Annotated in this window: 25 protein-coding genes; 11 read left to right on the top strand and 14 right to left on the bottom strand. The window is 59.8% G+C overall.

What is annotated here, in order from left to right:
• Positions 1 to 66: 66 nt before the first annotated feature.
• The 3 genes from yjiA to M5B43_RS17905 all read right to left on the bottom strand — a co-directional run bounded on the left by yjiA (position 67) and on the right by M5B43_RS17905 (position 3387).
• A complete protein-coding gene (gene yjiA, locus M5B43_RS17915) occupies positions 67 to 1026 on the bottom strand; it encodes a GTPase (protein WP_248751339.1) in 960 nt (319 codons plus the stop codon).
• Between the two features lie 81 nt (positions 1027 to 1107).
• A complete protein-coding gene (locus M5B43_RS17910; protein WP_003194308.1) occupies positions 1108 to 1305 on the bottom strand; it encodes a YbdD/YjiX family protein in 198 nt (65 codons plus the stop codon).
• 15 nt (positions 1306 to 1320) lie between these two features.
• Positions 1321 to 3387 (bottom strand): carbon starvation CstA family protein, encoded by a 2067-nt coding sequence (locus tag M5B43_RS17905; RefSeq protein WP_248751338.1) that lies wholly within the window; start codon positions 3385 to 3387, stop codon positions 1321 to 1323.
• 173 nt (positions 3388 to 3560) lie between these two features.
• Here M5B43_RS17905 and M5B43_RS17900 point away from each other — a divergent pair, with 173 nt between their 5' ends.
• Positions 3561 to 3929, top strand: coding sequence for a PilZ domain-containing protein (locus M5B43_RS17900; RefSeq protein ID WP_248751337.1), 369 nt, complete (start codon positions 3561 to 3563; stop codon positions 3927 to 3929).
• A gap of 48 nt (positions 3930 to 3977) precedes the next feature.
• Here M5B43_RS17900 and radA read toward each other — a convergent pair whose 3' ends face one another.
• From radA to katB, 3 genes are read right to left on the bottom strand one after another with little or no spacing between them, the layout of a single operon-like run.
• Positions 3978 to 5345 (bottom strand): DNA repair protein RadA, encoded by a 1368-nt coding sequence (radA, locus tag M5B43_RS17895; RefSeq protein WP_248751336.1) that lies wholly within the window; start codon positions 5343 to 5345, stop codon positions 3978 to 3980.
• A gap of 35 nt (positions 5346 to 5380) precedes the next feature.
• The gene (locus M5B43_RS17890; protein ID WP_248751335.1) at positions 5381 to 5920 is read right to left on the bottom strand and encodes an ankyrin repeat domain-containing protein; all 540 of its coding nucleotides are present in this window, start codon (positions 5918 to 5920) and stop codon (positions 5381 to 5383) included.
• Positions 5921 to 5980: 60 nt separating this feature from the next.
• The gene (katB, locus tag M5B43_RS17885; RefSeq protein ID WP_248751334.1) at positions 5981 to 7522 is read right to left on the bottom strand and encodes a catalase KatB; all 1542 of its coding nucleotides are present in this window, start codon (positions 7520 to 7522) and stop codon (positions 5981 to 5983) included.
• A gap of 286 nt (positions 7523 to 7808) precedes the next feature.
• Here katB and mscL point away from each other — a divergent pair, with 286 nt between their 5' ends.
• Positions 7809 to 8225 (top strand): large-conductance mechanosensitive channel protein MscL, encoded by a 417-nt coding sequence (mscL, locus tag M5B43_RS17880; protein ID WP_248751333.1) that lies wholly within the window; start codon positions 7809 to 7811, stop codon positions 8223 to 8225.
• A 40-nt stretch (positions 8226 to 8265) separates the two neighbouring features.
• Here the strand turns inward: mscL and M5B43_RS17875 are convergent, their stop codons facing one another.
• The gene (locus M5B43_RS17875) at positions 8266 to 9042 is read right to left on the bottom strand and encodes a ferredoxin--NADP reductase (RefSeq protein WP_248751332.1); all 777 of its coding nucleotides are present in this window, start codon (positions 9040 to 9042) and stop codon (positions 8266 to 8268) included.
• A gap of 445 nt (positions 9043 to 9487) precedes the next feature.
• Between M5B43_RS17875 and M5B43_RS17870 the strand changes: the two genes are divergently transcribed.
• Positions 9488 to 10198, top strand: coding sequence for a LuxR family transcriptional regulator (locus M5B43_RS17870; protein WP_248751331.1), 711 nt, complete (start codon positions 9488 to 9490; stop codon positions 10196 to 10198).
• Positions 10199 to 10340: 142 nt separating this feature from the next.
• Positions 10341 to 11465 (top strand): class I SAM-dependent methyltransferase, encoded by a 1125-nt coding sequence (locus M5B43_RS17865; protein ID WP_248751330.1) that lies wholly within the window; start codon positions 10341 to 10343, stop codon positions 11463 to 11465.
• 56 nt (positions 11466 to 11521) lie between these two features.
• On the opposite strand, the gene M5B43_RS17860 is transcribed toward M5B43_RS17865, so the two are convergent.
• From M5B43_RS17860 to M5B43_RS17850, 3 genes are read right to left on the bottom strand one after another with little or no spacing between them, the layout of a single operon-like run.
• Positions 11522 to 11689: a DUF2474 domain-containing protein gene (locus tag M5B43_RS17860; RefSeq protein ID WP_248751329.1), complete on the bottom strand. Its 168-nt coding sequence runs from the start codon at positions 11687 to 11689 to the stop codon at positions 11522 to 11524.
• Positions 11690 to 11701: 12 nt separating this feature from the next.
• Entirely contained in the window at positions 11702 to 12709 is a 1008-nt protein-coding gene (gene cydB, locus M5B43_RS17855) for a cytochrome d ubiquinol oxidase subunit II (RefSeq protein ID WP_110621842.1), read from the bottom strand.
• A 1-nt stretch (position 12710) separates the two neighbouring features.
• Positions 12711 to 14150, bottom strand: coding sequence for a cytochrome ubiquinol oxidase subunit I (locus M5B43_RS17850; protein ID WP_248751328.1), 1440 nt, complete (start codon positions 14148 to 14150; stop codon positions 12711 to 12713).
• 333 nt (positions 14151 to 14483) lie between these two features.
• Between M5B43_RS17850 and M5B43_RS17845 the strand changes: the two genes are divergently transcribed.
• Positions 14484 to 15722 carry an MFS transporter gene (locus M5B43_RS17845; RefSeq protein WP_248751327.1) on the top strand — a complete coding sequence of 413 codons (1239 nt, stop codon included), beginning with the start codon at positions 14484 to 14486 and terminating at the stop codon, positions 15720 to 15722.
• Between the two features lies 1 nt (position 15723).
• Here the strand turns inward: M5B43_RS17845 and M5B43_RS17840 are convergent, their stop codons facing one another.
• Entirely contained in the window at positions 15724 to 16170 is a 447-nt protein-coding gene (locus M5B43_RS17840; protein WP_248751326.1) for a DUF4879 domain-containing protein, read from the bottom strand.
• A 189-nt stretch (positions 16171 to 16359) separates the two neighbouring features.
• Between M5B43_RS17840 and M5B43_RS17835 the strand changes: the two genes are divergently transcribed.
• The 4 genes from M5B43_RS17835 to M5B43_RS17820 all read left to right on the top strand — a co-directional run bounded on the left by M5B43_RS17835 (position 16360) and on the right by M5B43_RS17820 (position 20189).
• The gene (locus tag M5B43_RS17835) at positions 16360 to 17655 is read left to right on the top strand and encodes an NCS2 family permease (protein WP_248751325.1); all 1296 of its coding nucleotides are present in this window, start codon (positions 16360 to 16362) and stop codon (positions 17653 to 17655) included.
• A complete protein-coding gene (gene trmA / locus M5B43_RS17830; RefSeq protein WP_248751324.1) occupies positions 17652 to 18731 on the top strand; it encodes a tRNA (uridine(54)-C5)-methyltransferase TrmA in 1080 nt (359 codons plus the stop codon). The genes M5B43_RS17835 and trmA overlap by 4 nt, the downstream gene beginning before the upstream one ends.
• Positions 18732 to 18888: 157 nt before the next feature.
• Complete coding sequence (gene aroQ, locus M5B43_RS17825) at positions 18889 to 19329, top strand: type II 3-dehydroquinate dehydratase (protein WP_248751323.1); 441 nt, start codon at positions 18889 to 18891, stop codon at positions 19327 to 19329.
• Positions 19330 to 19331: 2 nt separating this feature from the next.
• Positions 19332 to 20189, top strand: a complete 858-nt coding sequence (locus tag M5B43_RS17820) for a shikimate dehydrogenase (RefSeq protein ID WP_248751340.1) — start codon at positions 19332 to 19334, stop codon at positions 20187 to 20189.
• Positions 20190 to 20715: 526 nt separating this feature from the next.
• Here M5B43_RS17820 and M5B43_RS17815 read toward each other — a convergent pair.
• Together M5B43_RS17815 and quiC are read right to left on the bottom strand one after the other, a co-directional pair.
• Entirely contained in the window at positions 20716 to 21381 is a 666-nt protein-coding gene (locus tag M5B43_RS17815) for a TetR/AcrR family transcriptional regulator (protein WP_248751322.1), read from the bottom strand.
• 76 nt (positions 21382 to 21457) lie between these two features.
• Positions 21458 to 23359, bottom strand: a complete 1902-nt coding sequence (gene quiC, locus M5B43_RS17810; RefSeq protein ID WP_248751321.1) for a 3-dehydroshikimate dehydratase QuiC — start codon at positions 23357 to 23359, stop codon at positions 21458 to 21460.
• 225 nt (positions 23360 to 23584) lie between these two features.
• On the opposite strand from quiC, the gene M5B43_RS17805 reads away from it, so the two are divergent.
• Positions 23585 to 24919, top strand: a complete 1335-nt coding sequence (locus M5B43_RS17805) for an MFS transporter (protein ID WP_248751320.1) — start codon at positions 23585 to 23587, stop codon at positions 24917 to 24919.
• A 1-nt stretch (position 24920) separates the two neighbouring features.
• On the opposite strand, the gene M5B43_RS17800 is transcribed toward M5B43_RS17805, so the two are convergent.
• Positions 24921 to 25799, bottom strand: coding sequence for a DMT family transporter (locus M5B43_RS17800; RefSeq protein ID WP_248751319.1), 879 nt, complete (start codon positions 25797 to 25799; stop codon positions 24921 to 24923).
• 198 nt (positions 25800 to 25997) lie between these two features.
• Here M5B43_RS17800 and M5B43_RS17795 point away from each other — a divergent pair, with 198 nt between their 5' ends.
• Complete coding sequence (locus M5B43_RS17795) at positions 25998 to 26411, top strand: lipoprotein (protein ID WP_248751318.1); 414 nt, start codon at positions 25998 to 26000, stop codon at positions 26409 to 26411.
• Positions 26412 to 26450: the final 39 nt, after the last annotated feature.

The raw sequence follows: 26450 nt of genomic DNA, 5'->3' as shown, positions 1-26450 counted from the left end.
TGTACCGAATTTCAATTTGAAATGCGGTCAAATGTGGGAGGGGGCAAGCCCCCTCCCACATTGTTTTCAGGGTTGGTAGACCTTGGCAAAGCCTTCGCGAATCTTGTCCTGCGGCAACTCATCGGCAATAAATACAATCACACTCTCCCGCGTCTCACCTTCGGCCCATTCGGTATCCCAGTCGAACCCGTAGAGCTTGAGCACGCCCTGGAACACCATGCGTCGGTCTTCCCCGGCGATGTTGAGCACGCCCTTGTAGCGCAGCAGTTGCCTACCGTGATCCTCCAATAATTCGTTCATGAACTCGCTGAGCCGATCGATATCCAGCGGTTGGTCGGTGCGCAGCACCACGCTGGAGATACGGTCGACGGAGGGCGCGGCACTGACCGGGCGCAGGCTCATGCCGGCATTGAGGTTGAAACCCCGTACATCCAGCAACTCGGCCAGGTCAATCTTGCCGTGATCCACCACGCGAATCGGCGCACGCCGGTTGATGCGGGTCAGTCGCTGGCTGAGGGCGTCGAACGTTGCGTCGTCCACCAGGTCACGCTTGCTCACCAGCAGGCGGTCGGCAAAGCCGATCTGGGCCTGGGCGATGGTCTGGGTCAGGTGGTGCTCGGCATGCGCCGCGTCGACCACGGTAATGATGCCGTCGAGGATGTAGCGTTCGCGCAATGCTTCGTCAATGAAAAATGTCTGGGCTACCGGTGCCGGGTCGGCCAGGCCGGTGCACTCGATCACCAGGCGGTCGAAGGCGATCTCGCCGCTGTCCAGGCGTTCGAGCAGCAGGTACAGGGCTTTGGTCAGGTCGGTGTGGATGGTGCAGCACACACACCCGTTGGACAGGGTCATGACTTGCACCGGCTCCTCGCCCAACAGCTGGGTGTCGATACCGGCATCACTGAATTCGTTTTCGATCACGGCTATTTTCAATCCGTGCTCGGCTTTGAGCAGGTGGCGCAGCAAGGTGGTCTTGCCGGCGCCGAGGAAACCACTGAGCACGGTGACGGGAATGGGAGAGGACAAAACTATTCTCCTGATAACTGCATAAACACAAAACAAATGTGGGAGGGGGCTTGCCCCCTCCCACAGGGGAGCTTCGTTAAATCAGCAGCACTTGGGCCCACCCTTGCCGCCGTAACGGGCTTCCTGGCGCTCCCGGAAGAACGCCTTGTAGTCCATCACCGGCTTGTCCGGGTGCTTGGTTTGCATATGCTCGACGTAGGTGTCGTAGTCGGGCATGCCGACCATCAGGCGCGCGGCCTGACCGAGGTATTTTCCAAGGCGACTGATGTCATTGAACATGTTCGCAATCCTCGTTTACGCGTCCGGTACAGCCTGGAACGGGGCTTCTTTATCCGTACGCTCTTTGTTGCCCCAGGCGGCGACGCCGACCTTGAGCGCATAGAACAGGATACTGAACACCACGAACAGGAACAGCGCCGTCAGCGTTGCGTTGGTGTAGGCGTTCCAGATCACGTGCTGCATCTGGTCGATGTTCTTGGCCGGCGCAATGATCTGGCCGCCGGCCAGGGCATCGCTGTATTTCTTGGCCAGCGACAGGAAGCCGATCGCCGGGTTGGCGTCGAACAGCTTGATGAAGCCTGCCGTGGTGGTGCAGATCAGCAGCCATACCGCCGGCAACAGGGTGACCCAGATGTAGCGCTGACGCTTCATTTTGATCAGCACGACCGTGGCCAGCATCAGGGCGATACCGGCGAGCATCTGGTTGGAGATACCAAACAGTGGCCACAAGGTGTTGATGCCACCCAACGGATCGATCACGCCTTGGTACAGCAGGTAACCCCACATCGCCACGCAGCCGGCCGTAGCAATCAGGTTGGCGGTCCAGGACTCGGTGCGCTTGAGCGACGGTACGAAGGAGCCCAGCAAGTCCTGCAGCATGAAGCGACCGGCGCGGGTGCCGGCGTCCACCGCCGTCAGAATGAACAGGGCTTCGAACAGGATCGCAAAGTGGTACCAGAAGGCCATGGTGTTTTCACCTGGCAGCACACTGTGCAGGATCTGCGCGATACCGACCGCCAGGGTCGGCGCACCGCCGGCACGCGCCAGGATGGTGGTTTCACCAATGTCATGGGCCACGGCTTGCAGCGCTTCAGGCGTAATCGCAAAGCCCCAACTGCTGACGGTTTGTGCCACGGCCATCACATCACCGCCGACCACGGCGGCCGGGCTGTTCATGGCGAAATACACGCCTGGCTCGATCACCGAAGCGGCAACCATGGCCATGATTGCCACGAACGACTCCATCAACATCGCGCCGTAACCGATGTAACGGGCGTTGGTTTCGTTATCCAGCAGCTTGGGCGTGGTGCCCGATGAAATCAGCGCGTGGAACCCCGAGACCGCACCGCACGCAATGGTGATGAACAGGAACGGGAACAGGCCGCCCTTCCATACGGGGCCAGTACCGTCGATGAACTGGGTCAACGCCGGCATTTTCAGCACAGGCATGGTGACCAGGATGCCGATCGCCAGGGCGATGATGGTGCCGATTTTCAGGAAGGTGGAGAGGTAGTCGCGCGGCGCCAGGATCAGCCACACCGGCAGTACCGCCGCGACGAAACCGTAGCCGATCAGCATCCAGGTGATCTGGATACCCGTGAAGGAAAAGGCTTTGGCCCAGACCGGATCAGCGGCAATCTGCCCGCCCAGCCAGATCGAGCCGAGCAGCAACAGCACGCCGATCACCGAGATTTCACCGATGCGACCCGGGCGGATGTAGCGCATGTACACACCCATGAACATCGCGATCGGGATGGTCGCCATCACCGTGAAGATACCCCATGGGCTCTCGGCCAGGGCCTTGACCACGATCAGCGCCAGCACCGCGAGGATGATGATCATGATCAGGAAGCAGCCAAACAGCGCGATGGTCCCCGGAATACGGCCCATCTCTTCGCGGACCATGTCACCCAGGGAGCGGCCGTTGCGACGGGTGGACAGGAACAGGACCATGAAGTCCTGTACCGCACCGGCCAGCACCACCCCGGCAATCAGCCAGAGGGTACCCGGCAGGTAGCCCATTTGCGCCGCCAGTACCGGGCCGACCAACGGGCCTGCACCGGCAATCGCTGCAAAGTGGTGACCGAACAGGATGTGTTTATTGGTCGGCACATAGTCCAGACCGTCGTTGTTGACCACTGCGGGGGTGGCCCGCCGCGGATCGAGCTGCATCACATTATTCGCGATGAACAGACTGTAGTAACGGTACGCAACCAGGTAGATGGCCACAGCAGCGACCACAATCCACAAGGCGTTGATCGCCTCGCCGCGGCGCAAGGCCACTACGCCTAGGGCGCAAGCGCCTACGATTGCCAGCACCAGCCAGGGCAGGTGGCGTAGCAGGCTATTATTATTTTTCATTTTTATATTCCAGCCAGGGTGGACAGAAAGGACAGCCAGCCCGAGTTTAGCGCTACTGGCCTCAAAGACCAGCCCCCTACGTTGGTCTAGAGCCTTCAACCGGCAAAAAAGCGGAAATAAATCTCCCCTGATGGCGCAGGGCTACAATCCTTCTATCCACAGAGGGCTTAACCATGACCGAACAATCGTCTGAGCGTCGCCGTTTTCGCCGGATCGCCTTAGATGCAAAAACAGAACTTCGGCAAAACGGATGGGAATTGCCGGTTACTTTGGTGGATCTCTCGCTAAAGGGCTTGCTGGTGAGACGCCCCGAGGGCTGGAAGGGCAACAAAGCGTTGCCCTTCGACGTGGACATACGTCTTGACCCGAAGGCCCATATAAAGATGCAAGTGCGGCTGACCCACGAGGATCCGAATCAACTGGGCTTCGTGTGCCAACATATCGACTTGGAGTCGATCAGCCATTTGCGGCGGCTGATCGAGTTGAATTTGGCCGATGAGGATGAACTGCGCAGGGAGTTGGCGGCGTTGCTGGAAAGCTGAATGTGGGAGGGGCAAGCCCCTTCCACCCGGGTTCTGTAGTGTTGCTGGCTACTCGAACAGAGCATCCAAAGCCTGCTCCAGGCGCGTCACCCCGATCACCTGCAAGCCCGGCGGCATTTCCTTCGGCGCATTGCCCTTAGGCACAATGGCGCGCTTGAAGCCATGCTTGGCGGCTTCTTTCAAACGCTCCTGACCGCTAGGCACCGGGCGTACTTCGCCCGACAAACCGACTTCACCAAACACCAGCAGGTCATGGGGCAGCGGCCGATTGCGCAGGCTGGACATCACCGCCGCCATCAACGCCAGGTCGGAAGCGGTTTCCAGCACCTTGACCCCACCGACGACGTTGAGAAACACATCCTGATCGTGGGTAGGAATACCCCCATGGCGATGCAGTACCGCCAGCAACATCGCCAGGCGGTTCTGATCCAGGCCGAGCGTGACGCGGCGTGGGTTGGCCAAGTGGCTGTCATCGACCAGCGCCTGGACTTCCACCAGCATCGGCCGGGTGCCTTCCCACGTTGCCATCACCACACTGCCCGGAACTTCTTCTTGGGCACGCGTCAGAAAAATCGCCGAGGGGTTGGAGACTTCTTTCAGCCCGCGATCGGTCATGGCGAACACACCCAGCTCGTTCACCGCACCGAAGCGGTTCTTTACCGCCCGCAGCAAGCGCAGGCGACCATCGGATTCCCCTTCGAAATACAACACGGTGTCAACCATGTGCTCCAACACCCGTGGCCCGGCCAGCGCGCCTTCCTTGGTCACGTGACCGACCAGAAAGATCGCCGTACCGCTCTGCTTGGCGTAGCGCACCAGCAGCGCCGCACTTTCACGCACCTGGGACACGCCACCTGGAGCCGATTGCAGTTGTTCGGTAAAAATCGTCTGGATCGAGTCGATCACCATGACCTTGGGCTTTTCGATCCGCGCCGTGGCGATGATGCTTTCGATGCAGGTTTCGGTCATGACCCGCAGTTGGTCCTGGGGCAACCCCAGGCGCCGGGCGCGCATGGCCACTTGTTGTTGGGACTCTTCACCGGTGACGTACAGCGCCGGCATGCGGCTGGCGATGCTGCACAGGGTTTGCAACAGGATGGTCGACTTGCCGATCCCCGGGTCACCGCCGATCAGCACCACCGAGCCGTCCACCAGCCCGCCGCCCAATACGCGGTCGAGTTCACCGGAAGCGGTGGAGAAACGCGGGATCTCTTCGACGCTGACTTCGGCCAGGGTCTTGATCTGCGCCTGTTGCCCGGTCCAGCCGGCACGGCCGGAGGGGGCTGCGGCGCCGCCGCTTTCGATCATGGTCTCAGTCAGGGTGTTCCACGCACCGCACTCGGTGCATTGGCCGGCCCACTTGGGAAAGGTCGCGCCGCACTCCGTGCAGCCGTACATGCGCTTGGCCTTTGCCATTTGAGAACCTCCAACCGAAAAACCGCGATGATAGCTCAGCGCGGCGCCGAGGTCCGGATTTCGCCGTTGGCCAAGCGTGAAGCACTGTTGCCAATCGGGTCTTCGGCGTTCAGGTCGGCCCCTTTGGCTTTTAGCTCGCCCAACAACTCGACACGCTTGAACAGCCCGGCGTACATGGCGGCGGTCTGCCCGGCACCGTTGCGTTGGTCTGGGTTACAGTCGGTCGCCAGCAGGCGCTGGGCAATTTTCAGCTCACCCTTGAAGATTGCGCCCATCAGTGCAGTGTTGCCGCGCTTGTCCTGCACGCAGGCGTCGGCACCCGCGCTGAGCAGACGCTCCACATAAGGGCCCTGGCCGTGATACGCGGCGAGGATCAACGCGGTGTAGCCTTTGTCATCCTGGGTGTTGAGGCCATAGCCGGACTCAATGAACGTGTTGAGCATGTCGACGTCACCACGGCGGGCGGCGTCAAAATAGTAGTCCTGCAACTGCGCCTTGAGTGCCGCCGGGTCGGGGGACTCGGCATGCGCGACAAAGGCCAGCATGGCCATCAGTAAACCGATAGAGATACGCATGGGGGTTTCCTCCTGCCAAAGGTCGACGCCCCCACGAGGGCGTCGACCACAACCAACGAATCAGTCAGTCAGTTTTTCAGCCAGCGCTTTCACGCGCGCCAGGTCGCCCTTGGCGACTTTGGTCACGCCGGTGCCGTACTCCGGGTCAGCCTTGTAGAGGAACGACAGGATGATGTGCTTGCTCTCATCATCGGTAGTCGCCAACGAGCCGCCGAAGTTGGCGATCAAGTCCTGACGTTCTTTCTGGGTGTAGGAACGGTACAAGTCACCCGCTTGCTTGAAGTTCTGCTCACGCTGAATCTTCGCCTGCTGGGTGCTGCCCGACAGCGCCGACTGACTGTAGCGCGCGGCTTGCGGCTCTTCCCGTGGCAACAGGCGGCTTGGCTGGTAGTTCACACCGGTCGTGGTTTTGCCGAAGTTCATCGCACCGTCCTGGTTGCCGTTGTTGACGCCCACCCGTGGGGCGTTGATCGGCAGTTGCAGGGCATTGGCCCCCAAGCGGTACATCTGCGTATCGGCGTAGGAGAACACCCGGCCTTGCAGCAGGCGGTCTTCCGACGGCTCGATGCCCGGCACCAGGTTGGCCGGGGCCATGGCGACTTGCTCGGTCTCCTGGAAGACGTTGGCCGGGTTGCGGTTCAACACCATCTGCCCGACTTTGCGCTCCGGCACGTTCGGCCAGATCTTGGTGGCATCCAGCGGGTCGAAATCAAACTTGGCCAGGTCTTGCGGCTTAAGCACCTGCACATACAAGTCCCACTTGGGGAAATCGCCCTTATTGATATGGGTGACCAAGTCGTTGGTCATATGGCTGTAATCACGACCCTGTACGTCGGTGACTTGTTTTGGATCAAGGTTCTTGATGCCCTGCAGGCTCTTCCAGTGGAACTTGACGTAGTGCACTTCGCCCTTGGCGTTAATCAACTTGTAGGCATGTACGCCGTTACCGTCCATTTCCCGATAACTGGCCGGAGTGCCGGAGTCCGAGTACAACTCGGTCAGTGTACGAGTGGACTCTGGAACATGGGAAAAGAAGTCGAAGCGACGGGAATCGTCGTCCAGGTTAGTACGCGGGTCCGGCTTAAAGGCGTGGACCATGTCCGGGAACTTGATGGCGTCCCGAATGAAGAACGTCGGGAAGTTATTACCGACCAGGTCCCAATTGCCTTCCGCGGTGTAGAACTTGGTGGCGAAGCCGCGTGGGTCACGCAAGGTTTCCGGGGAATGGTTGCCGTGGACCACCGCCGAGAAGCGCACGAATACGGGTGTCGCTTCGCCGGCTGCGAATACTTTGGCCTTGGTCAGGTCGCTGAGGTTGTCGGTGACCGTGAACGTACCGTGGGCGCCGGTACCCCGGGCATGTACCACGCGCTCCGGGATACGTTCGCGGTCAAAGCGCTGCAGCTTCTGAATGAGCTGCACGTCTTGCAGAAGCACCGGGCCATTAGCCCCGGCCGTTTGCGAGTTCTGGTTGTCGCCCACGGCAGCGCCATTATCACGAGTCAGGTTGGCGGCTTGTACGGAGAAGGACAGCAGGCTAGCGGTCACCAGCGCCAGCGCATAGCGCGCTGAAACGGGCCCGCGGCTCATTGAAGTGTTCATCGAGGTTTCCTCTGGTTTTTTTGTGCACATTCAGTTGTGCTTGCCAGAGGCTAGTGACCTGCGGGTCAGAAGATAAATAGAAAAACACCACAGGCCCGATTAAGAAAATAATGTGGTAACCCGCTGAAATGGCGAGTATTTCGCGCGCGATTGATGGCACTTTGCAAACTATTTGCGATTTAATGTGTCGATAAAAATTGACAGTGTTAACAGTTGTGTCGCGCAAGCCGTCTATGACTGAATTACACTGACCTCCACCCTTCTCATCTGTAACAAGGAATAACCTATGGGCGTGATCAGTGAGTTCAAGGCCTTCGCGGTAAAAGGCAATGTGGTCGATATGGCCGTCGGTATTATCATCGGCGCCGCCTTCGGCAAAATTGTTTCCTCATTTGTAGGGGACGTGGTGATGCCTCCCATCGGTCTGCTGATCGGTGGTGTGGACTTCGCTGACCTGGCCGTGACGCTCAAAGCGGCACAAGGCAATGCGCCGGCTGTGGTCATGGCTTATGGCAAGTTCATCCAGAGCATCATTGACTTCGTGATCATTGCATTTGCGATCTTCATGGGCGTCAAGGCCATCAACCGCCTCAAGCGTGAAGAGGCTGTGGCCCCGACCCTGCCGCCGACACCGACCAAAGAGGAAGAACTGCTCACGGAGATTCGTGACCTGCTCAAAGCCCAGAACAACAAACCGCTTTAACCAGCGGATCAAGAAAGGCGCCTCATGAGGCGCCTTTTTTCTACCAGTAGTTTTCCACCGCGACCTGCCCTGGACGTCGGCTCAAGCTCAGTTGCATGTCGCGCTGCTTGAGCAGTTGGCGGGTGTCATCGACCATCTGCGGGTTGCCGCAAATCAGCACGCGGGAGTGTTGCGCCGTCAACTCAACACCCGCAACACGCTCCAGTTCGCCATTCTCGATCAACGTAGTGATGCGCCCATTCAACGTGCCCGGATGCTGCTCACGGGTGACGATAGGGAGGTAAGTAAGCTTGTGAGCGTATTCAGCCAGGTACTCACGTGTCCCCAGCTCCTTGATCAGCGACTGGTACGCCAACTCCTTGGCCTCCCGGGCGCTGTATACCAGAACGATACGCTCGAATTTCTCCCAGACCTCGAAGTCCTGCAGGATCGACAGGAACGGTGCCACACCGGTACCGGTGCCCAGCAGCCACAAGTCACGCCCGTCCACAAAGCGGTTCAGGGTCAGGAAGCCCGTGGCCTGGCGCTCGACCATCAAGGTATCGCCCACCTTCAGGTGGCTCAGTTCGCTGGTGAACTCGCCACCCGGAACGACAATGGAAAAGAAGTCGAGGTGCTCGTCAAACGGCGAAGAGACAATGGAATAGGCGCGCCATACGGTGCTGCCATCCGCCTTGGTCACCCCCAGGCGCACAAACTGGCCGGCGGTAAAACGAAAGCCGGGGTCGCGGGTGGTGCGCAGAGTGAAGAGGCTGGGGGTCAGCGATTGCACGTCGAGCAAGGTCTGGCGGGTAAATTTTTCAGCACTGGCCGTCATGGGGGGCTCCGTTTTGCACAGGCCCCTAGTGTCCCTCAAAGCAGGTCGCGCAAACACCGCTGATTTGTACTGGCATTGCCACCGGCCGAGGCGATTGCCAGCAAGCCTGCACAAAGGCGCCGCCCCTGAACTAAACGGTTAATCGTTATTTGAGACTAACTATTTAGCTATAACTGCATGAATGACCTGACGCTAGATGACACAGTGTATTTAAGCGCTATCACTCTGACACTATCTATAACCCCTTAAATTCAATCAAAAAGTCATGACGCCCCGAAATTTCCTATACAAAGTCAAATGCAAATGTACAACTCAGGCACCGGCCCTCGCCTTGTAACTGACATTTTATTCACTGTTTAGTGTAGGCCATGCCCTACACTAATTTCCGTTAACCCTCGGGATCAGGACGTACCCAAGCGACACAGCCACACATGGAGATTTGCAAATGGTGAACTGGCGCAACACTCGCCTCCCCAAGCTGGAAGGTAAAACCGAGCTCACTAACGTGTTTGAAATGGTCGTCAACCATACCTATGAACTCGGCTTCCAATACTGTTCATTCACGATGAGCTCTCAACTCAATGATTTTCAAACTAAACCTATTCAAATCAATAACTACCCAAACGAATGGTCAAGACTTTATCAACAAGCACACTTCTTTGACGTTGACCCGATTGTTGCCCACTGCAAGCGCTGCGTATTGCCTATTGTCTGGGACCAAAAGGCGTTCGAAACCGCTCCTGGCTTGTGGTCGATGGCTCAATCGTTTGGCGTACATTTAGCATGGACGCAACCGGTGCATGATTTTCAAGGTGTCTACAGCATGCTGACCCTGGGCCGAAGCACTGGCGAGGTCACCCCACAGGAACTGTATGAAAAGGCGGGCCAGGTCTTATGGCTATGCCATGCAATGCACGCGGCGGTGGCGCAAAAATATGCCGATACAACCAGTGCCCACTCCCCCAGCAAATTAACCCCACGGGAGACAGAAATCCTCAAATGGTCTGCCATGGGCAAGACCGCATCGGATATCGCCACGATCCTCTGCCTGTCAGAGCGAACGGTGGGCTTTCATATCAGCAGTACGTTCAAGAAACTGGGGGTCAATAATAAGATCGCCGCAGTGCTCTGCGCCTCGAAAGCCGGGTTGTTTTAGCCGACGCAAGAAACACCGCATGTCATTGCGCTCAAAAAAAAGTAACATTTGTGGCCAATTCTGAGTGTTGATGCAGCCCCTTCGGGCTTTGCTTCGTCGTTCACTCAGACGGTCCCGCCGATTACCCAGAGCCTCCCTCGACATGCCCCTGCTCGACAGCCCCTTCGCCCAGCTCGATCTGATTCGCCAGCCAGAGCAACACAATGATCCGCTGCAAGCGTTCGATGCCGCTGACGAATACCTGCTCAGCCACCTCGCCGCACAGCAGCCGAACGCGGCAACCCGCGTGCTGATCCTCAATGACAGCTTCGGAGCCCTGGCGGCCAGCCTTGAAGGCCAGGTGCAGGTGACATCCAGCACAGACTCGTTCCTCGCCGCCCAGGGGTTGGAAAAAAACCTGGTGCGCAACGGCCGGGCCTTTGATGCGGTGACGTTCGTTCCTGCCAGCCAGGCCCCCACCGGGCCTTTCGACCGGGTGCTGGTCCGCGTGCCGAAGACCCTGGCGTTGCTGGAAGAACAACTGATCCGCCTACAGGGCCAACTGGCACCAGGCGCCGAAGTCATTGCCGGGGCAATGGTCAAGCACCTGCCGCGAGCGGCCGGCGAGTTGCTGGAGCAGTACATCGGGCCGATGCACGCTTCACTGGCGGTAAAAAAAGCGCGGCTGCTGATCGCCACCGTTGGGGATCGCCCGGCAGCGGTCTCGCCCTACCCCACTCGCTACACGCTGGACACGCCAGCCATCGAGTTGCGCAACCATGCCAACGTGTTCTGTCGCGAGAGCCTGGACATCGGCACGCGCGCCTTCCTGCCGCATCTGCCAAACAACCTGGGCAGTGCCCGAGTCGCGGACCTGGGCTGCGGCAATGGCGTATTGGCGATTGCCAGCGCCCTGCAAAACCCCGACGCGCACTACACCCTGGTGGATGAGTCCTACATGGCGGTGCAGTCCGCTGCCGAGAATTGGCAAGCCGCCCTGGGTGAGCGCGACGTCGTGGTGCGCGCCGGCGACGGTCTGGCCGGCCAAGAACCGCAATCGTTGGATGTGGTGCTGTGCAACCCACCGTTCCACCAACAACAAGTGGTGGGCGACTTCCTCGCCTGGCGCATGTTCCAGCAGGCGCGAGAGGCACTGGTAGTGGGTGGCGCCCTGTACATCGTCGGTAACCGTCACTTGGGCTATCACAGCAAGTTGGCGCGACTGTTCCGCGGCGTCGAGCAAGTGGCCGCTACGCCGAAGTTCGTCATTCTCAAGGCGCGCAAATAAAAAAAGCCCTCATGAAGAGGGCTTGGAAACCGGGCCGTCGGGCCCGGATCGGGATGTCAGTGAGTGGTCAGGCCGGCCGCACTCATGAACATGCGCATCAGGCTGGCCACGATAAACAGGGCCAGCACACTGCCGGTCCAGATCATCGCCAGCCACCCCAGGCGCCGCCATAACGGCTGTTTCTCGGCCTGTTCAATCTCGTGCAACGACGGCTTGCCGGACATGTCACGCCCCTCCTAGTGATAGCCGTCTTCGTGGGTGACCTTGCCGCGGAACACGTAGTAGCTCCAGAAGGTGTAGCCCAGGATGAACGGGATGATGAACAACGTGCCCACCAGCATGAAACCTTGGCTTTGCGGCGGCGCCGCGGCGTCCCAGATAGAGACTGACGGCGGAATGATGTTCGGCCACAGGCTGATCCCCAGGCCGCTGTAGCCGAGGAAGATCAGCACCAGGGTCAGCAGGAACGGCGTGTAGTGTGCATTGCGGGCCACGGCGCGGATCAAGCCGTACATGGTCACCAGTACCAGGATCGGTACGGGCAGGAACCAGAACAGGTTCGGCAGGGTAAACCAGCGCGAGGCGATTTCCGGGTGCGCCAGCGGCGTCCACAGGCTGACGATGCCGATCACCGCCAACACCACGAAAGCCAACGGCCGCGCCAGGTTATGCATCTGCTCCTGCAACTTGCCTTCGGTCTTCATGATCAACCAGGTGCAACCGAGCAGTGCATAGGCAACAACCAACGCGACACCACAGAACATCGTGAAGGGCGTCAGCCAATCCAGCGAACCACCGGCAAACTGGCGGTTGACCACCGGGATACCGTCGATAAACGCTCCCAGCGCCACGCCCTGGAAGAAGGTCGCCGCAAGGGAGCCGCCGATAAACGCCTTGTCCCACAGGTGACGCTTATCGTCCTTGGCCTTGAAGCGAAACTCGAAGGCCACACCCCGGAAGATCAAACCGATCAGCATCAGGATCAGCGGCAGGTACAACGCCGACAACACCACCGAATAGGCCAGCGGGAACGCACCGAACAACGCCGCGCCCCCCAATACCAGCCAGGTTTCGTTACCGTCCCATACCGGGGCCACGGTGTTCATCATCACATCACGGTCGACTTTGCCCGGAATAAACGGAAAGAGAATGCCGATACCCAGGTCGAAGCCGTCCATGACCACGTACATCATGATGCCGAAGATGATGATCACGGCCCAGATCAGCGGAAGATCAATACCCATCTCAATTCCCCTTGTGCTGGATGTGGGTGTGGTCGTCATCGTGGCCATCATCGGCCGCGGACAACGGACGGGCCGGTGTACGTTTCTGCCCAGGGCCACCGTGGGTTGGCTCGCTGCCTTCGTGGGTCTGGGGCCCTTTGCGCACCAGGCGCATCATGTAACCCAAACCTGCGCCAAACAGCGCGAAGTACACCACCACGAACAACACCAGGGTGATGGTCATCTGCGCCAGGCTATGCCCGGACGAAGCATCCGCCGTGCGCATCAACCCATAGACCACCCACGGCTGACGGCCGATTTCGGTGGTAAACCAACCGGCAAGAATCGCGATCAGGCCAGACGGGCCCATCCAAAGCGCCAGGTACAGGAACGGCTTGGACGTGTACATCTTGTCGCCCTTGCGCAACCAGAGGCTGAACAGGCCGGTGAAAATCATCAGGAAACCCAGGCCAACCATGACCCGGAACGACCAGAATACGATGGTCGAGTTAGGGCGGTCTTCAGGCGGGAACTCCTTGAGGGCCGGCACCTGCTTATCCAGGGAGTGCGTCAGGATCAGGCTGCCCAGATATGGGATCTCGACGGCGTATTTGGTTTTCTCGGCCTTCATGTCGGGCCAGCCGAACAGGATCAGCGGCGTTGGCTCGTTGCCGATATTTTCCCAATGGCCTTCAATCGCGGCGATTTTCGCCGGCTGGTGCTTGAGCGTATTGAGGCCATGGAAGTCACCGATCACCGCCTGGATAGGCGCGACGATCAAAGCCATCCACATCGCCATCGACAACATGGTGCGGATCGCCGGGTTGTCCTTGCCCCGCAGCAAGTGCCAGGCCGCCGAAGAGCCGACGAAGAACGCGGTGGCCACAAACGCCGCAGTCGCCATATGCGCCAGGCGGTAGGGGAAGGACGGGTTGAAGACAACGGCCAGCCAATCGGTAGGAATCACGCGGCCGTCGACGATTTCAAAGCCTTGAGGCGTCTGCATCCAGCTGTTGGACGAGAGAATCCAGAACGTGGAGATCAGCGTACCCACGGCCACCATCACCGTGGCGAAGAAGTGCAGCTTGCGCCCCACCTTGTTCCAGCCGAAGAGCATCACTCCGAGGAAACCGGCTTCGAGGAAGAAGGCCGTAAGCACCTCGTACGTCAGCAACGGCCCGGTGACGGCGCCGGCGAAGTCCGAGAAGCGGCTCCAGTTGGTGCCGAACTGGTAGGCCATGACCAAGCCGGAGACCACACCCATGCCGAAGTTGACGGCAAAGATTTTCGACCAGAAATGGTAGAGGTCACGGTAGGTATCGTTGTGGGTCTTGAGCCACAAGCCCTCCAGGACCGCAAGGTAACTGGCCAGGCCGATGGTGATCGCCGGGAACAGGATGTGAAACGAGATGGTGAACGCGAATTGAATTCGGGCGAGATCTAGCGCCTCCAAACCGAACATAAGTCTTCCTCTGTCAGGTAATACCGGCTGCTGGCTGGGAGCCTGCACCCACTGCCCCCACGGTTATGGAGTGTGGCGAACTTCAATTCGTTTCTTTTTTTACCAAACACGCAGGGAATCTGGCCCTTCGGCCGCCAGAACAATCCCGGGGCTGGTTTTGATCTGGATCAAGCATTGATGAAAGAGTAGTCGCATTTTCAAAAATGAACTGTGTGGTCTTTTGCCGCGTGACAGCTTGCCTCAGCCCGGCGCTTGCCCGTTAAAACCTGGCAACTCTTTGTTACGGCTTGATGCTAATCTCGCCGTTCCCCCCGGTCCCGACCTGAATTCCAGATGCCTAGTGAACCCGCGTTGCTGTTACGTCACCACCGCCCTTTCATCGCGTTCTGGCTGGCGCGGATCTTCACCGCCAGCGGCTTCCAGATGCTCACCGTGGCCATCGGCTGGAACCTCTACCAACTGACCGGCAATGTGCTGGACCTGGGTTTGGTTGGCCTGGTCGAATTCGTGCCACGCGTGCTGTTCATGCTGCACACCGGGCACGTGGCCGATCGTTATGAGCGGCGCAAGGTCGCTGCCATCTGCCAGACCGTACAAGCGCTGATCGCCTTGGCCCTGGCCATCGGCGGCCTGACCGGCAATGTGACCCGCGAGATGATCTTTATCCTGGCCTTCCTGCTGGGTGCCGCGCGTTCGTTTGAAATGCCCACCACCCAGGCGCTGCTGCCAAGCATCGTGCCCAGCGCGCTGTTCCCGCGGGCCGTGGCCTCGTCGCAGTCGGCCCAGCAGTTGGCAACCATTGTCGCACCGGCCCTCGGCGGTTTGCTCTACGCGTTTGGCAGTGTGTGGGTTTACGGCCCGACCGTGGCGCTGTACCTGATCGCCTGCGTGCTGACGCTGAACCTGCCGGCCCGCCAGACCCCGCTGAACAAAGCCAAGGCCACCCTGGATTCACTGCTGGCCGGCATTCGCTTTATCCGTAGCCGCCCGGACATCCTCGGTGCCATCTCCCTGGACTTGTTTGCCGTGCTGTTGGGCGGCGCGACCGCGTTGTTGCCAGTGTTCGCCAAGGACATCCTGCTGACCGGCGCCTGGGGCCTGGGCCTGCTGCGTTCGGCACCGGCGGTGGGGGCGTTGCTGATGTCATTGTGGCTGGCGCGGTGCTCGGTGGACCGTCAGGTGGGCCGCGTGATGTTCACTGCCGTCGGCGTCTTCGGCGTGGCGACCATCGCGTTCGGCCTGTCGACCTCGTTCTGGTTTTCCCTGGCGGTGCTGGTGGTCTTGGGTGCGGCTGACATGATCAGCATGGTGATCCGTGCATCGTTCGTGCAGCTGGAAACACCGGATGAAATGCGCGGCAGGGTCAGTGCGGTCAATGGCCTGTTTATCGGCGCGTCCAATCAATTGGGTGAATTCGAGTCCGGCATCACCGCCCACTGGTTCGGCACCGTGCCCGCGGTGGTCATGGGCGGGATCGGTACGCTGCTGGTCACTGGGGTATGGATCAAACTGTTCCCGAGCCTGGCCAACCGCGACCGCATGCATGTGCCGGTGGACGAGGCCAAGGTGTGAGTCAGCGGATATTGAGCATCGTCTTCAGGGTGTTTTGCGGGCCGTTGATCGAGGTATTGCTGAATTCAAACCAACCCTGGGCTTCGACATTCAGGTCGAACACATAGATGTAGCCCATCAGCGTACCGGCGCCGTTACAGGTTTGACTGATGTTGCCGACCTGGCACACCGGCGTGCGTTGCCCATTCAACTGCGCACCATCGAAACGGCCCATCGGGTTGTTGCCCAGGCCGACCTCCATCACCGATACCTTGGTGGGCCCGCGGTGCTCGCACATCTGGGTGCTTTGCGCCCGCTCGGGAATGGTTTCACTGCAACGCGCCGATTCGACCTTGAACACCCTCACCTCGCTCAAGGCCGGTGCAGCTGCGCCCCACGCCGGTGCCGAGCCCAACCACAGGCTGATACAGGCGATCAGGGCTAGGCTCCACGCGTTGGCTTTTTTCATGCTGTTAACGACCCTGTATTAAACGTCGGCGCAGTATGCCTTAAGGCCATGCGCCACACAGCCTTCGGCTGCTGGTATGATGCGCCGCTTTTTCCGATCCTCTCTGAAACCACAGGCGCTTGGCGCAGTTTGTGCTTTGACTTAGAGGTCAACAAATAACGACGCAAAATAGCGTCACAGGGAGCCGGCATGCTGGAAAAGCTGTTTCAACTCAAAGCACACAACACCAACGTGCGCACCGAGATACTCGCGGGGATCACGACATTCCTGGCCATGGCCTACATCCTGTTCGTGAACCCGAGCATCCTCGGCGAGACCGGCATGGACAAGGGCGCGGTCTTCGTCGCGACCTGCCTGGCCGCCGCCATCGGCTCGACCGTGATGGGCCTGATCGCCAACTACCCGATCGCCCTGGCACCCGGCATGGGCCTGAACGCCTTCTTTACCTACACCGTGGTCCTGCACATGGGCCATACCTGGCAGGTTGCCCTGGGTGCGGTGTTCATTTCGGCGGTGCTGTTCTTCCTGCTGTCGATCTTCCGCATCCGTGAGTGGATCATCAACAGCATCCCCCTACCCCTGCGCTCGGCGATTGCCGCCGGCATCGGCCTGTTCCTGGCCCTGATCGCCCTGCACAACGCCGGTATCGTGGTGGCCAACCCGGCCACCCTGGTGGGCCTGGGCGACCTGAAACAACCCGCGCCCATCCTCGCCACGCTCGGCTTCATGCTGATCGTCGCGCTGGAAGCCCTGGCGGTACGCGGCGCCGTGTTGATCGGCATCCTGGCAGTGACCATCGTCTCCATCCTGCTGGGCGTCACCCCGTTCGGCGGCGTGACGTCGATGCCACCCTCCCTGGCCCCGACCTTTTTGCAGCTGGACATCAAAGGTGCGCGGGATATCGGCCTGGTCAGCGTGATCTTCGCCTTCCTCTTCGTTGACCTGTTCGATAACTCCGGCACCCTGATCGGCGTCGCCAAGCGCGCCGGCCTGATGGGCAAGGATGGCCACATGCCGAAAATGGGCCGCGCGCTGATCGCTGACAGTACTGCCGCGATGGCCGGCTCCTTGCTGGGCACCTCGACCACCACCAGCTACATCGAGTCCGCTGCCGGTGTGAGTGCCGGCGGCCGTACCGGCTTGACCGCCATCGTGGTCGCGATCCTGTTCCTGCTGGCGCTGTTCTTCTCGCCATTGGCCGCCAGCGTGCCGGCCTTCGCCACCGCTCCGGCCCTGCTGTTCGTGGCCGTGCTGATGACGTCTGGCCTGGCCGAAATCGACTGGGACGACATTACCGTTGCAGCGCCGGTGGTGATCACCGCCCTGGCGATGCCCTTCACTTACTCCATCGCCAACGGCATCGCCTTCGGTTTCATCGCCTGGACCGCCATCAAGCTGCTTTCGGGCCGCTACCGTGAGCTGAACCCGGCACTGGTGATCCTGTCGATTCTGTTTGTGATCAAGCTGGGCTGGTTCAACGCATGACTTTTGACGCCGCAAGCTACACCGCTCAACTGCAAGACAAGGTCACGCGCTTGCGTGACCTGCTGGCACCGTTCGATGCGCCCGAGCCGCAGGTCTTCGATTCGCCCCTGCAGAACTTCCGCCTGCGCGCGGAGTTCCGCCTGTGGCGCGAAGGCGGTGAACGCCACTACGCGATGTTCTCCCAGGATGACAAGCGCACGCCGATCCTGATCGAAGCATTCCCCATTGCCAGCCAGCGCATCAACCAGTTGATGCCGCAACTCAAGGCTGCCTGGCAAGCCAGCGCCGCCCTGAGCCACAAACTGTTTCAGGTGGAGTTCCTCACTACGCTGGCCGGCGACGCGATGATCACGCTGTGCTATCACCGCCCGCTGGACGCGCACTGGCATGCCGCTGCGAACCAATTGGCCGCCGACTTGAACGTCAGCATCATCGGCCGCTCCAAGGGCAAGCGCGACGTCATCGGCCATGACTATGTGGTGGAAAAACTCGACGTCGGTGGCCGTACCTTCAGCTACCGCCAACCCGAAGGCGCCTTCACCCAGCCTAACGGTACGGTGAACCAGAAGATGCTCAATTGGGCTTACGACGCGCTGGGCGATCGCCCGGACGATTTACTGGAGCTGTACTGCGGCAATGGCAACTTCACCCTGCCGTTGGCCACTCGCGTGCGCAAGGTGCTGGCGACCGAGATCAGCAAGACCTCTGTCAATGCGGCCTTGAGCAACCTCGATGAAAACGCGGTGGGTAACGTTACCCTGGTGCGCCTCTCGGCCGAGGAACTCACCGAAGCCCTCAATGAAGTGCGCCCGTTCCGCCGCCTGCATGGCATCGACCTGAAAAGCTACGAGTTCGGTAGCGTGTTCGTCGACCCGCCCCGCGCGGGCATGGACCCGGACACCTGTGAACTGACGCGGCGTTTCGACAACATCCTGTACATCTCCTGCAACCCGGAAACGCTGGCGGCAAACATTGCGCAACTGCACGACACGCACCGTATCACCCAGTGTGCAATGTTTGACCAGTTCCCGTGGACGCACCATATGGAATCCGGCGTCTTGCTGACTCGGCGATAAGCCCAGGGGCACGCAGCTCCCGTGGGGGAGCTGCTGGTTTGCCGATTTTCGATTAAGCGTTCGATAATCGAACACATCCCCTGCCATCAATTGACCGAATTAACCATTCAGTACATTTTATCTCCACAACCAATAAGAACTGTGGAGATCCCCTCTTATGCCGCCCATCGTGCTGGTGCTCAACGGCCCCAACCTCAACTTGCTCGGCACCCGCGAGCCTGCCACTTATGGCCATGAAACCCTGGCCGACATCGCCGCCCTGTGTGGCCGCAGTGCTGACAAGCTCGGGCTGAAAATCGAGTTTCGCCAGACCAACCATGAAGGCGAACTGCTCGACTGGATTCACGGCGCCCGTGCTCGCTGCGCCGGTATCGTGATTAACCCGGCCGCCTGGACCCACACCTCGGTGGCGATTCGTGATGCGTTGGTCGCCAGTGAAGTGCCAGTGATCGAAGTGCATTTATCCAACGTGCATGCACGTGAAGCGTTTCGTCATCACTCGTTTGTGTCACCTGTCGCCAAGGCCGTGCTAGCCGGGTTTGGCAGCCATGGCTACCACTTGGCCCTGGAACATTTCAGCCACGCGCTGAAGGGATGAACCTGATGAAACCGCGTATTCTCGCCGGCCTGATCGGCGCCGGTATCCAGGCTTCCCGCACCCCCGCCCTGCATGAACAGGAAGGTGACGCCCAGGGCTTGCGCTACCTGTATCGCCTGATCGACCTTGAACCGCTGCAACTGACCACCAACGCCCTGCCCGACCTGCTACGAGCCGCCGAACACATGCACTTCACCGGGTTGAACATTACCTACCCGTGCAAACAAGCGATCCTGCCGTTACTCGATGAGCTGTCTGACGAAGCCCGGGGCATTGGGGCAGTCAACACGGTGGTGTTCAAGGACGGCAAGCGCATCGGCCATAACACCGACTGCCTGGGGTTTGCCGAGGGCTTTCGCCGCCACTTCAATGATGTGCCGCGCCAGTGCGTGGTGCAGATGGGCGCCGGGGGCGCAGGTGCTGCGGTGGCCCACGCCCTGCTGGCCGAGGGTGTGGAACAACTGAGTGTTTTCGACCTAGACATTGCCCGCGCCCGGGACCTTGTGGATAACCTCACCCAGCGTTTCGGCGCCGGCCGCGCCCGCATCGGCCACCACCTGGAAAACGCCATGGCCGAAGCCGATGGTTTGGTGAACACGACCCCCATGGGCATGGCCAAACTGCCGGGCACGCCGGTACCCGCGGGGTTATTGCGGGCTGACCTGTGGGTCGCGGAAATCGTGTATTTCCCCCTGGAAACCGAACTGCTGCGCGACGCCCGCGCTTTGGGTTGCCGTACGTTGGACGGCGGGAATATGGCGGTGTTTCAGGCCGTGAAGGCGTTTGAGTTGTTCAGTGGCGAGGTGGCGGATACGCAGCGAATGCTGGCGCACTTCCAGAGCATGAATAACTCACTGTAGAAACCCAACCAGAAATGTGGGCTTGCTCCCGATGGCGGTGTTCAGCCAGCAGATGCTTAGCCGACAGACCGCAATCGGGAGCAAGCCCCCTCCCACATGGATTGCCTTTCTACCTTGAGAGTTACCTGCTCTCAGGCTTGCAGGTAGCGCAGCACCGACTCGCAAACCAGAGCATGAATATCTCACTGTAGAAACCGAACCAAAAATGTGGGAGGGGCTTGCTCCCGATGGCGGTGTATCAGTCAGCAGATGCTTAGCCGACAGACCGCAATCGGGAGCAAGCCCCCTCCCACATGGATTGCCTTTCTACCTTGAGAATTACCTGCTCTCAGGCTTGCAGGTAGCGCAGCACCGACTCGCAAACCAGAGCATGAATATCTCACTGTAGAAACCCAACCAAAAATGTGGGAGGGGGCTTGCTCCCGATGGCGGTGTATCAGTCAGCAGATGCTTAGCCGACAGACCGCAATCGGGAGCAAGCCCCCTCCCACATGGATTGCCTTTCTACCTTGAGAGTTACCTGCTCTCAGGCTTGCAGGTAGCGCAGCACCGACTCGCAAATCATCTCGCGATGCCGTTGTTTAACCGCCTCATCCGACAGTTCGATCTGAAAAATCTCGCTGAAGGTATGGCGGTTGGACACTCGGTAAAAGCTGAACGAGTTGATCAGCAAGTGCACGTCCAACGGCTCCAGCCCTTCGCGAAACAAGCCCATTTCAGCACCGCGGCGCAAGGTGGCGCCCAGCCCTTCAAGGATGTTGCTGTTCATCGCCTTGATCGCATCAGAACGTTTCACATACTCGGCGTTGTGGATATTTTCGATGCTGACAATACGCACGAAATCCACATTCTGGTCGTGGTGATCAAAGGTGAACTCCACCAGCCGGCGAATCGCTTCGCGCGGTTCCAGGGCCGTGAGGTTCATGCGCGTTTCAGTGTTGCGGATATCGCCGTAAAGCTTCTCCAGCACTTCGACGTACAACTGCTCCTTGCTGCCGAAGTAGTAATAGATCATGCGCTTGGAGGTATGGATGCGCTCGGCGATGGCGTCCACGCGAGCGCCGGACAGGCCCTGCTGAACAAACTCGACAATGGCTTCCTGGAGAATATTCTCGCGGGTCTTTTCCGGATTGTTCTTACGACTCTTGCGCGGTGCGTCTGACACCGCGGGGAGATCGGGACTTGAGGTCATGGTGCGCTCACGGCCATTGTTATGCAGGCAGTGATTATGGGCTGCGGCGCTCTGCGAAGGAAGCATCTCTCCGTCGCTACAATCGCGCCTGACGTGCCGCGCCGCTGCGGGATTTGGCCATAGCCGCCAGGCGCACGGCCACGTTGGCTGCGCCGTAGCCGGCATAACCGTTCTTGCGCTGGATGATCTCGAAGAAAAACCGCCCTTCGAACGCCTCGGTGTACACGTGAAACAACTCACCACCCTGGGCGTCTCGGTCGTACAGCACGTTGTAGTACGCCAACTCGCTGAGGAACTCATCGTCAAAATCGAAACGCGCGGCCAAGTCGTCATAGTAGTTGAGCGGGATATCCAGCAGCGGCACGCCGGCTTCCTTGGCCCGGCGCACTTCGGCAAAGATGTCTGCACAGTCGAAAGCAATATGGTGCACACCCGAGCCACGATAACTCGACAGTGCGTGGGAAATGGCGGTGTTGCGGTTCTCGGAAATATTCAGCGGCAAGCGAATCGAGCTGCAGCGGCTGCGCAACGCACGGCTTTTCACCAGGCCATAAGGATCGGGCAGTACCACTTCGTCATCGGCCTCGAAGTCCAGCAGGCTCTTGTAGAACAGCACCCAACTGTCGAGGCTGTCGGCAGGCAAGGCCATGGCCATATGGTCGATGCGCAGCAAGCCGCCGCTGGAAGCGGTGGCCGGTTGCAGGTTGAAGTCGGTGTCGTACAGCCCGCCGTTGTTTTGGTCGACCAGATAAATCAGGCTGCCATCCGGCGCACGTACCGCCGCCAACTCCAGCTCGTTGGGCCCCACCAGGCCGCGATAAGGCTGGCCCTTGTAGGCCACCGCCCGCTCCAATGCCTTGGCACTGTCTTTGACTCGAATCGCCGTGGCGCACAACGACGCGCCATGCGCCTCGAAAAAGTTGTGGGCAAAGGAATAGGGTTCGCAATTGAGGATCAGGTTGATATCACCCTGGCGCAACAGGCTGACGCTCTTGGAACGATGTTGCCCGGCCTTGACGAAGCCCAGGCGCTCCAGCCATTGCGTGAGCTTGGCCGCGAGGTTTTCATCCACGGCGAACTCCAGGAATTCGATACCGTCGTACTCACTGGCCGCAGGGGTTTCAAACAGAATGTCGGCGGGCTTGATGGACGATTGCTCGGCCAGGCGCTGGCGTGTTTTCTCTTCCAGGTACAGCAACGAGCGCAGGCCGTCCGCCGCGTTGGCCCGGGTAGGTGCCGCGCGAAAGCCGTCGTTGAAGATTTCCAGGGACAAGGGCCCGGTGTAGCCACTCTTGATGATCGGCGCCAGAAAGCCTGGGAGGTCGAATTCGCCCTGGCCCGGGAAGCAACGGAAATGCCGGCTCCACTCCAGCACATCCATGGCCAAGATCGGTGCGTCGGCCATTTGCACAAAGAAGATCTTATCGCCAGGGATGTCAGCGATGGCGCTGGGGTCGCCCTTGAGCGACAGGGTATGGAAGCTGTCGAGCAACACGCCAAGGCTTGGGTGGTCGACCTGACGCACCAGGTTCCACACCTGCTGCCAAGTGTTCACATGCCTGCCCCAGGCCAGCGCCTCATAGCCGATGCGCAAGCCACGGCGGCCGGCATGTTCGGCCAGCAGGCTCAAATCGTCGAGCAGGATACGCTCATCGCCTACCGAATCGGCCGAGGCGTTGCTGCACACCAACACCAGGTCGGTACCCAGCTCCTGCATCAGGTCGAACTTTCGCTCGGCGCGCTCCAGGTTGCGCGCCAGGCGGTCGCGGCGGCAACCTTCAAAGTCGCGAAACGGCTGGAACAACGTGATGGCAATACCGAGGTCAGCGCACATCTGCCTAACTTCCCGGGGGCTGCCATCGTAATACAACAAGTCGTTCTCAAAGATTTCCACGCCATCAAACCCAGCGGCGGCGATGGCCTCCAGCTTTTCCGGCAAAGTGCCGCTCAAGGAAACGGTAGCGATGGAACGTTGCATGGGGCGACTCCCGGCCATTGTTGTTTGCACCAAATTATTCGCCCCCAGCCTACAGGCAGCAATTAAAATGTACGAACCGGTTAGTTTTTGGTGCGATTATCGAACACTATGCCCCTTTGGCGAATTGACGACTTTTTAACCACTGCGCACCATCGACCACGCAAGCCTTATAGAAAAAAAGACCCAGAACACACCATAAAAAATTCAAAAAACGGGTACGACCTCATGCCTTCGCAAAACTCCGTCCTGGCCGAGCGCCCGGGCAACCCGCACGCCGGCATCGGCGACAAGATCCGCGGCGCCCTGGCCGTGGGTAAAACCCGCTGGGGCATGCTGGCCCTGGTGTTCTTCGCCACCACCCTGAACTACATCGACCGCGCCGCCCTGGGCGTAATGCAGCCGATCCTCGCCAAGGAAATGAGTTGGACGGCGATGGACTACGCCAACATCAACTTCTGGTTCCAGGTCGGCTACGCCATCGGCTTTGTGCTGCAAGGCCGCTTGATCGACCGGGTAGGCGTCAAGCGCGTGTTCTTCTGTGCCGTTTTGTTGTGGAGCCTGGCCACTGGCGCCCATGGCCTGGCCACGTCGGCCGTGGGCTTTATGGTCTGCCGCTTTATCCTCGGGCTGACCGAAGCGGCCAACTACCCGGCCTGCGTCAAGACCACCCGCCTGTGGTTCCCCGCCGGCGAGCGCGCAGTGGCCACCGGTATCTTCAATGCCGGCACCAACGTCGGGGCGATGATGACGCCGATGCTGCTGCCGTTGATCCTCCACGTCTGGGGCTGGCAGGCGGCGTTCCTGTGCATGTCGGCGCTCGGCGGTATCTGGCTGGTGTGCTGGGGCTTGAAGTACTACAACCCGGAAGAGCACCCCACCGTCAAACAATCCGAACTGGACTACGTGCAACAGGAAGTCGAGCCGGAACAACCCCGCGTTCCGTTCAGCCGTATCCTGCGCATGCGTGGCACGTGGGCCTTCGCCCTCGCCTATTCGCTGACCGCACCGGTGTTCTGGTTCTACCTGTACTGGTTGCCGCCGTTTCTGAACCAGCAATACAACCTGGGCATTAACGTGACTCAGATGGGCATCCCGCTGATCATCATTTACCTGACCGCCGATTTCGGCAGCGTGGGTGGGGGCATTCTGTCGTCGTTCCTGATCGGCCGCGGGATGAACTCGATCAAGGCGCGACTGCTGTCGATGCTGTTGTTTGCCTGCTGCATCGTCGGGGTGATCATGGCGGCCGGCTCCAGCCAGCTGTGGGTCGCGGTGTTCGCCATCTCCCTGGCCATCGGCGCCCACCAGGCATGGACCGCCAATATCTGGAGCCTGGTGATGGACTACACGCCCAAGCACATGATGAGCACGGTGTTCGGTTTCGGCGGGATGTGCGCGGCCATCGGTGGCATGTTCATGACCCAGATCGTGGGCCATATCCTCACGGTGACCCACAACAACTACACCGTGTTGTTCACCCTGATCCCCGCGATGTACTTCATTGCGCTGATCTGGATGTACTTCATGGCACCGCGCAAGATTCCTACCGTCGACCGGTAACTCAACGCCGCCGCTGCTGCCAGGCAGCGGCCAACCCGCTCATGCAAATCACCCCGATGCCGATCACCGTGGTCACGTCGGGGGTATGGGCAAACACCAACCAGCCCAACAACCCCGCGAACACGATCTGGCAATAACCGAACGGCGCCAGCAACGCCGGGGCGGCGAAACGGAACGCCTGGGTAAGCATCAAGTGCGCCGTCATCCCACAGGTGCCCAGCGCCAGCATCATTACCCCGTGCCACAGGGTTGGCACCTGCCAAAAGAACGGCACCAGCGCACTCATCACCAAGGTGTTGCACAGGCCGGCAAAAAAATTGCTGGTGGTCGGCGTGTCGTATTGGCTGAGGATGCGTGTGAGCAGTTGGTAGAAACAGAAGAACAGCGCTGAGCACAACGGCAGCAACACCGCCGGGGTGAACAACTCACCGCCCGGATGGATGATCACCAGCACGCCGATAAACCCGCAGATTACCGCCAGCCACTGGCCACGTGTCACATGCTCACCGAGCAGCGGCACCGAAAGGGCGGTCACCAGAATCGGCGCGAGAAAGTTCACCGCCGTAGCTTCCGCCAACGGGATGTAATGCAAGGCCGAGGTGAAAAACAGGCTGGTTCCCAACAGGCACAACGCCCGTACCACCTGCATTCCCGGCCGCTTGCTGCGCAACACGCGCAAGCCCGATTGCGGCAGGAAAATCCCGGCCATCAGCAAGGTGTGCACCATGTACCGCGCCCACACCACCATCACGATGGGGTAGAACCCGGCCAGGTATTTGGACAAGGCATCGTGGCTGGAGAACAGAAACGTCGCCACCACAATCAGCACGATGCCTTTGAAGGGGCGGTTGACACCTGAGAGCGGGGTACTGACAGTCATTGAATTCTCTGCATGGCGAGCTGAACGCTGAGCACTGAACAAGGTAGCGCTCAACCCGGTAATCTAGCAGCCGGGCTGGAGTCTGCCCCCAAAGCATAACCAAACACCGTGCGAACAGCGCACTAAATCACGGGATCCGAGTCCAACGCTGCACGTTTGCCCACGCGTTGCACACTTTTTAACCAAGGCTTTGCCGTTATGAAAAAAACACTCTTTGTTCTTTCTACCCTCGTACTGCTGACCGCCTGCAATAAAGAGGCGAAAGAAGCGCCCAAGCCCGCGCCACCGTCCGTGCAAGCAACCCTGGTGCCGCAAACCCCACCTACCGACAAATGGGTCGGCCAGTGGATCGGCGTCGAAGGCTTGAACCTGACCATCGCCAAGGATGACAGCATTGGGCGGGGCCACTACCTTCTTACCATGCGATACGGCCTCGACGCCGACGACTCCGGCACCTTCAAGGGCGAAGCGGCCGAAGACGGTATCGCCTTCACCCGCCCGGACGGCCCGCAATTGCTGCGCGCCGGCGACGGCGAGGCCACTGGCCTGAAATGGCTGGCGGATAAAAAAGACTGCCTGATCGTCGCCACCGGCGAAGGCTATTGCCGTTAATAACGACCATAATCAATCACGGTTTGCACACAGAGGATT

The sequence above is a fragment of the Pseudomonas sp. MWU15-20650 genome (assembly GCF_023242475.1).
GTDB lineage: Bacteria > Pseudomonadota > Gammaproteobacteria > Pseudomonadales > Pseudomonadaceae > Aquipseudomonas.
Note: the sequence above shows the minus strand (reverse complement) of the source record. Positions and strands in the feature narration are given on the sequence as shown.

What these genes read in the sequence shown, in the direction of transcription:
- cydB (WP_110621842.1), bottom strand. Translation starts at nt 12,709, where the DNA reads ATGGGTATTGATCTTCCGCTGATCTGGGCCGTGATCATCATCTTCGGC.
- M5B43_RS17865 (WP_248751330.1), top strand. Translation starts at nt 10,341, where the DNA reads ATGCCCCTGCTCGACAGCCCCTTCGCCCAGCTCGATCTGATTCGCCAG.
- M5B43_RS17905 (WP_248751338.1), bottom strand. Translation starts at nt 3,387, where the DNA reads ATGAAAAATAATAATAGCCTGCTACGCCACCTGCCCTGGCTGGTGCTG.
- M5B43_RS17890 (WP_248751335.1), bottom strand. Translation starts at nt 5,920, where the DNA reads ATGCGTATCTCTATCGGTTTACTGATGGCCATGCTGGCCTTTGTCGCG.
- M5B43_RS17795 (WP_248751318.1), top strand. Translation starts at nt 25,998, where the DNA reads ATGAAAAAAACACTCTTTGTTCTTTCTACCCTCGTACTGCTGACCGCC.
- radA (WP_248751336.1), bottom strand. Translation starts at nt 5,345, where the DNA reads ATGGCAAAGGCCAAGCGCATGTACGGCTGCACGGAGTGCGGCGCGACC.
- M5B43_RS17835 (WP_248751325.1), top strand. Translation starts at nt 16,360, where the DNA reads ATGCTGGAAAAGCTGTTTCAACTCAAAGCACACAACACCAACGTGCGC.
- M5B43_RS17870 (WP_248751331.1), top strand. Translation starts at nt 9,488, where the DNA reads ATGGTGAACTGGCGCAACACTCGCCTCCCCAAGCTGGAAGGTAAAACC.
- M5B43_RS17805 (WP_248751320.1), top strand. Translation starts at nt 23,585, where the DNA reads ATGCCTTCGCAAAACTCCGTCCTGGCCGAGCGCCCGGGCAACCCGCAC.
- M5B43_RS17845 (WP_248751327.1), top strand. Translation starts at nt 14,484, where the DNA reads ATGCCTAGTGAACCCGCGTTGCTGTTACGTCACCACCGCCCTTTCATC.
- M5B43_RS17910 (WP_003194308.1), bottom strand. Translation starts at nt 1,305, where the DNA reads ATGTTCAATGACATCAGTCGCCTTGGAAAATACCTCGGTCAGGCCGCG.
- trmA (WP_248751324.1), top strand. Translation starts at nt 17,652, where the DNA reads ATGACTTTTGACGCCGCAAGCTACACCGCTCAACTGCAAGACAAGGTC.
- mscL (WP_248751333.1), top strand. Translation starts at nt 7,809, where the DNA reads ATGGGCGTGATCAGTGAGTTCAAGGCCTTCGCGGTAAAAGGCAATGTG.
- M5B43_RS17900 (WP_248751337.1), top strand. Translation starts at nt 3,561, where the DNA reads ATGACCGAACAATCGTCTGAGCGTCGCCGTTTTCGCCGGATCGCCTTA.
- katB (WP_248751334.1), bottom strand. Translation starts at nt 7,522, where the DNA reads ATGAACACTTCAATGAGCCGCGGGCCCGTTTCAGCGCGCTATGCGCTG.
- M5B43_RS17860 (WP_248751329.1), bottom strand. Translation starts at nt 11,689, where the DNA reads ATGTCCGGCAAGCCGTCGTTGCACGAGATTGAACAGGCCGAGAAACAG.
- M5B43_RS17850 (WP_248751328.1), bottom strand. Translation starts at nt 14,150, where the DNA reads ATGTTCGGTTTGGAGGCGCTAGATCTCGCCCGAATTCAATTCGCGTTC.
- M5B43_RS17815 (WP_248751322.1), bottom strand. Translation starts at nt 21,381, where the DNA reads ATGACCTCAAGTCCCGATCTCCCCGCGGTGTCAGACGCACCGCGCAAG.
- M5B43_RS17800 (WP_248751319.1), bottom strand. Translation starts at nt 25,799, where the DNA reads ATGACTGTCAGTACCCCGCTCTCAGGTGTCAACCGCCCCTTCAAAGGC.
- M5B43_RS17875 (WP_248751332.1), bottom strand. Translation starts at nt 9,042, where the DNA reads ATGACGGCCAGTGCTGAAAAATTTACCCGCCAGACCTTGCTCGACGTG.
- M5B43_RS17840 (WP_248751326.1), bottom strand. Translation starts at nt 16,170, where the DNA reads ATGAAAAAAGCCAACGCGTGGAGCCTAGCCCTGATCGCCTGTATCAGC.
- quiC (WP_248751321.1), bottom strand. Translation starts at nt 23,359, where the DNA reads ATGCAACGTTCCATCGCTACCGTTTCCTTGAGCGGCACTTTGCCGGAA.
- aroQ (WP_248751323.1), top strand. Translation starts at nt 18,889, where the DNA reads ATGCCGCCCATCGTGCTGGTGCTCAACGGCCCCAACCTCAACTTGCTC.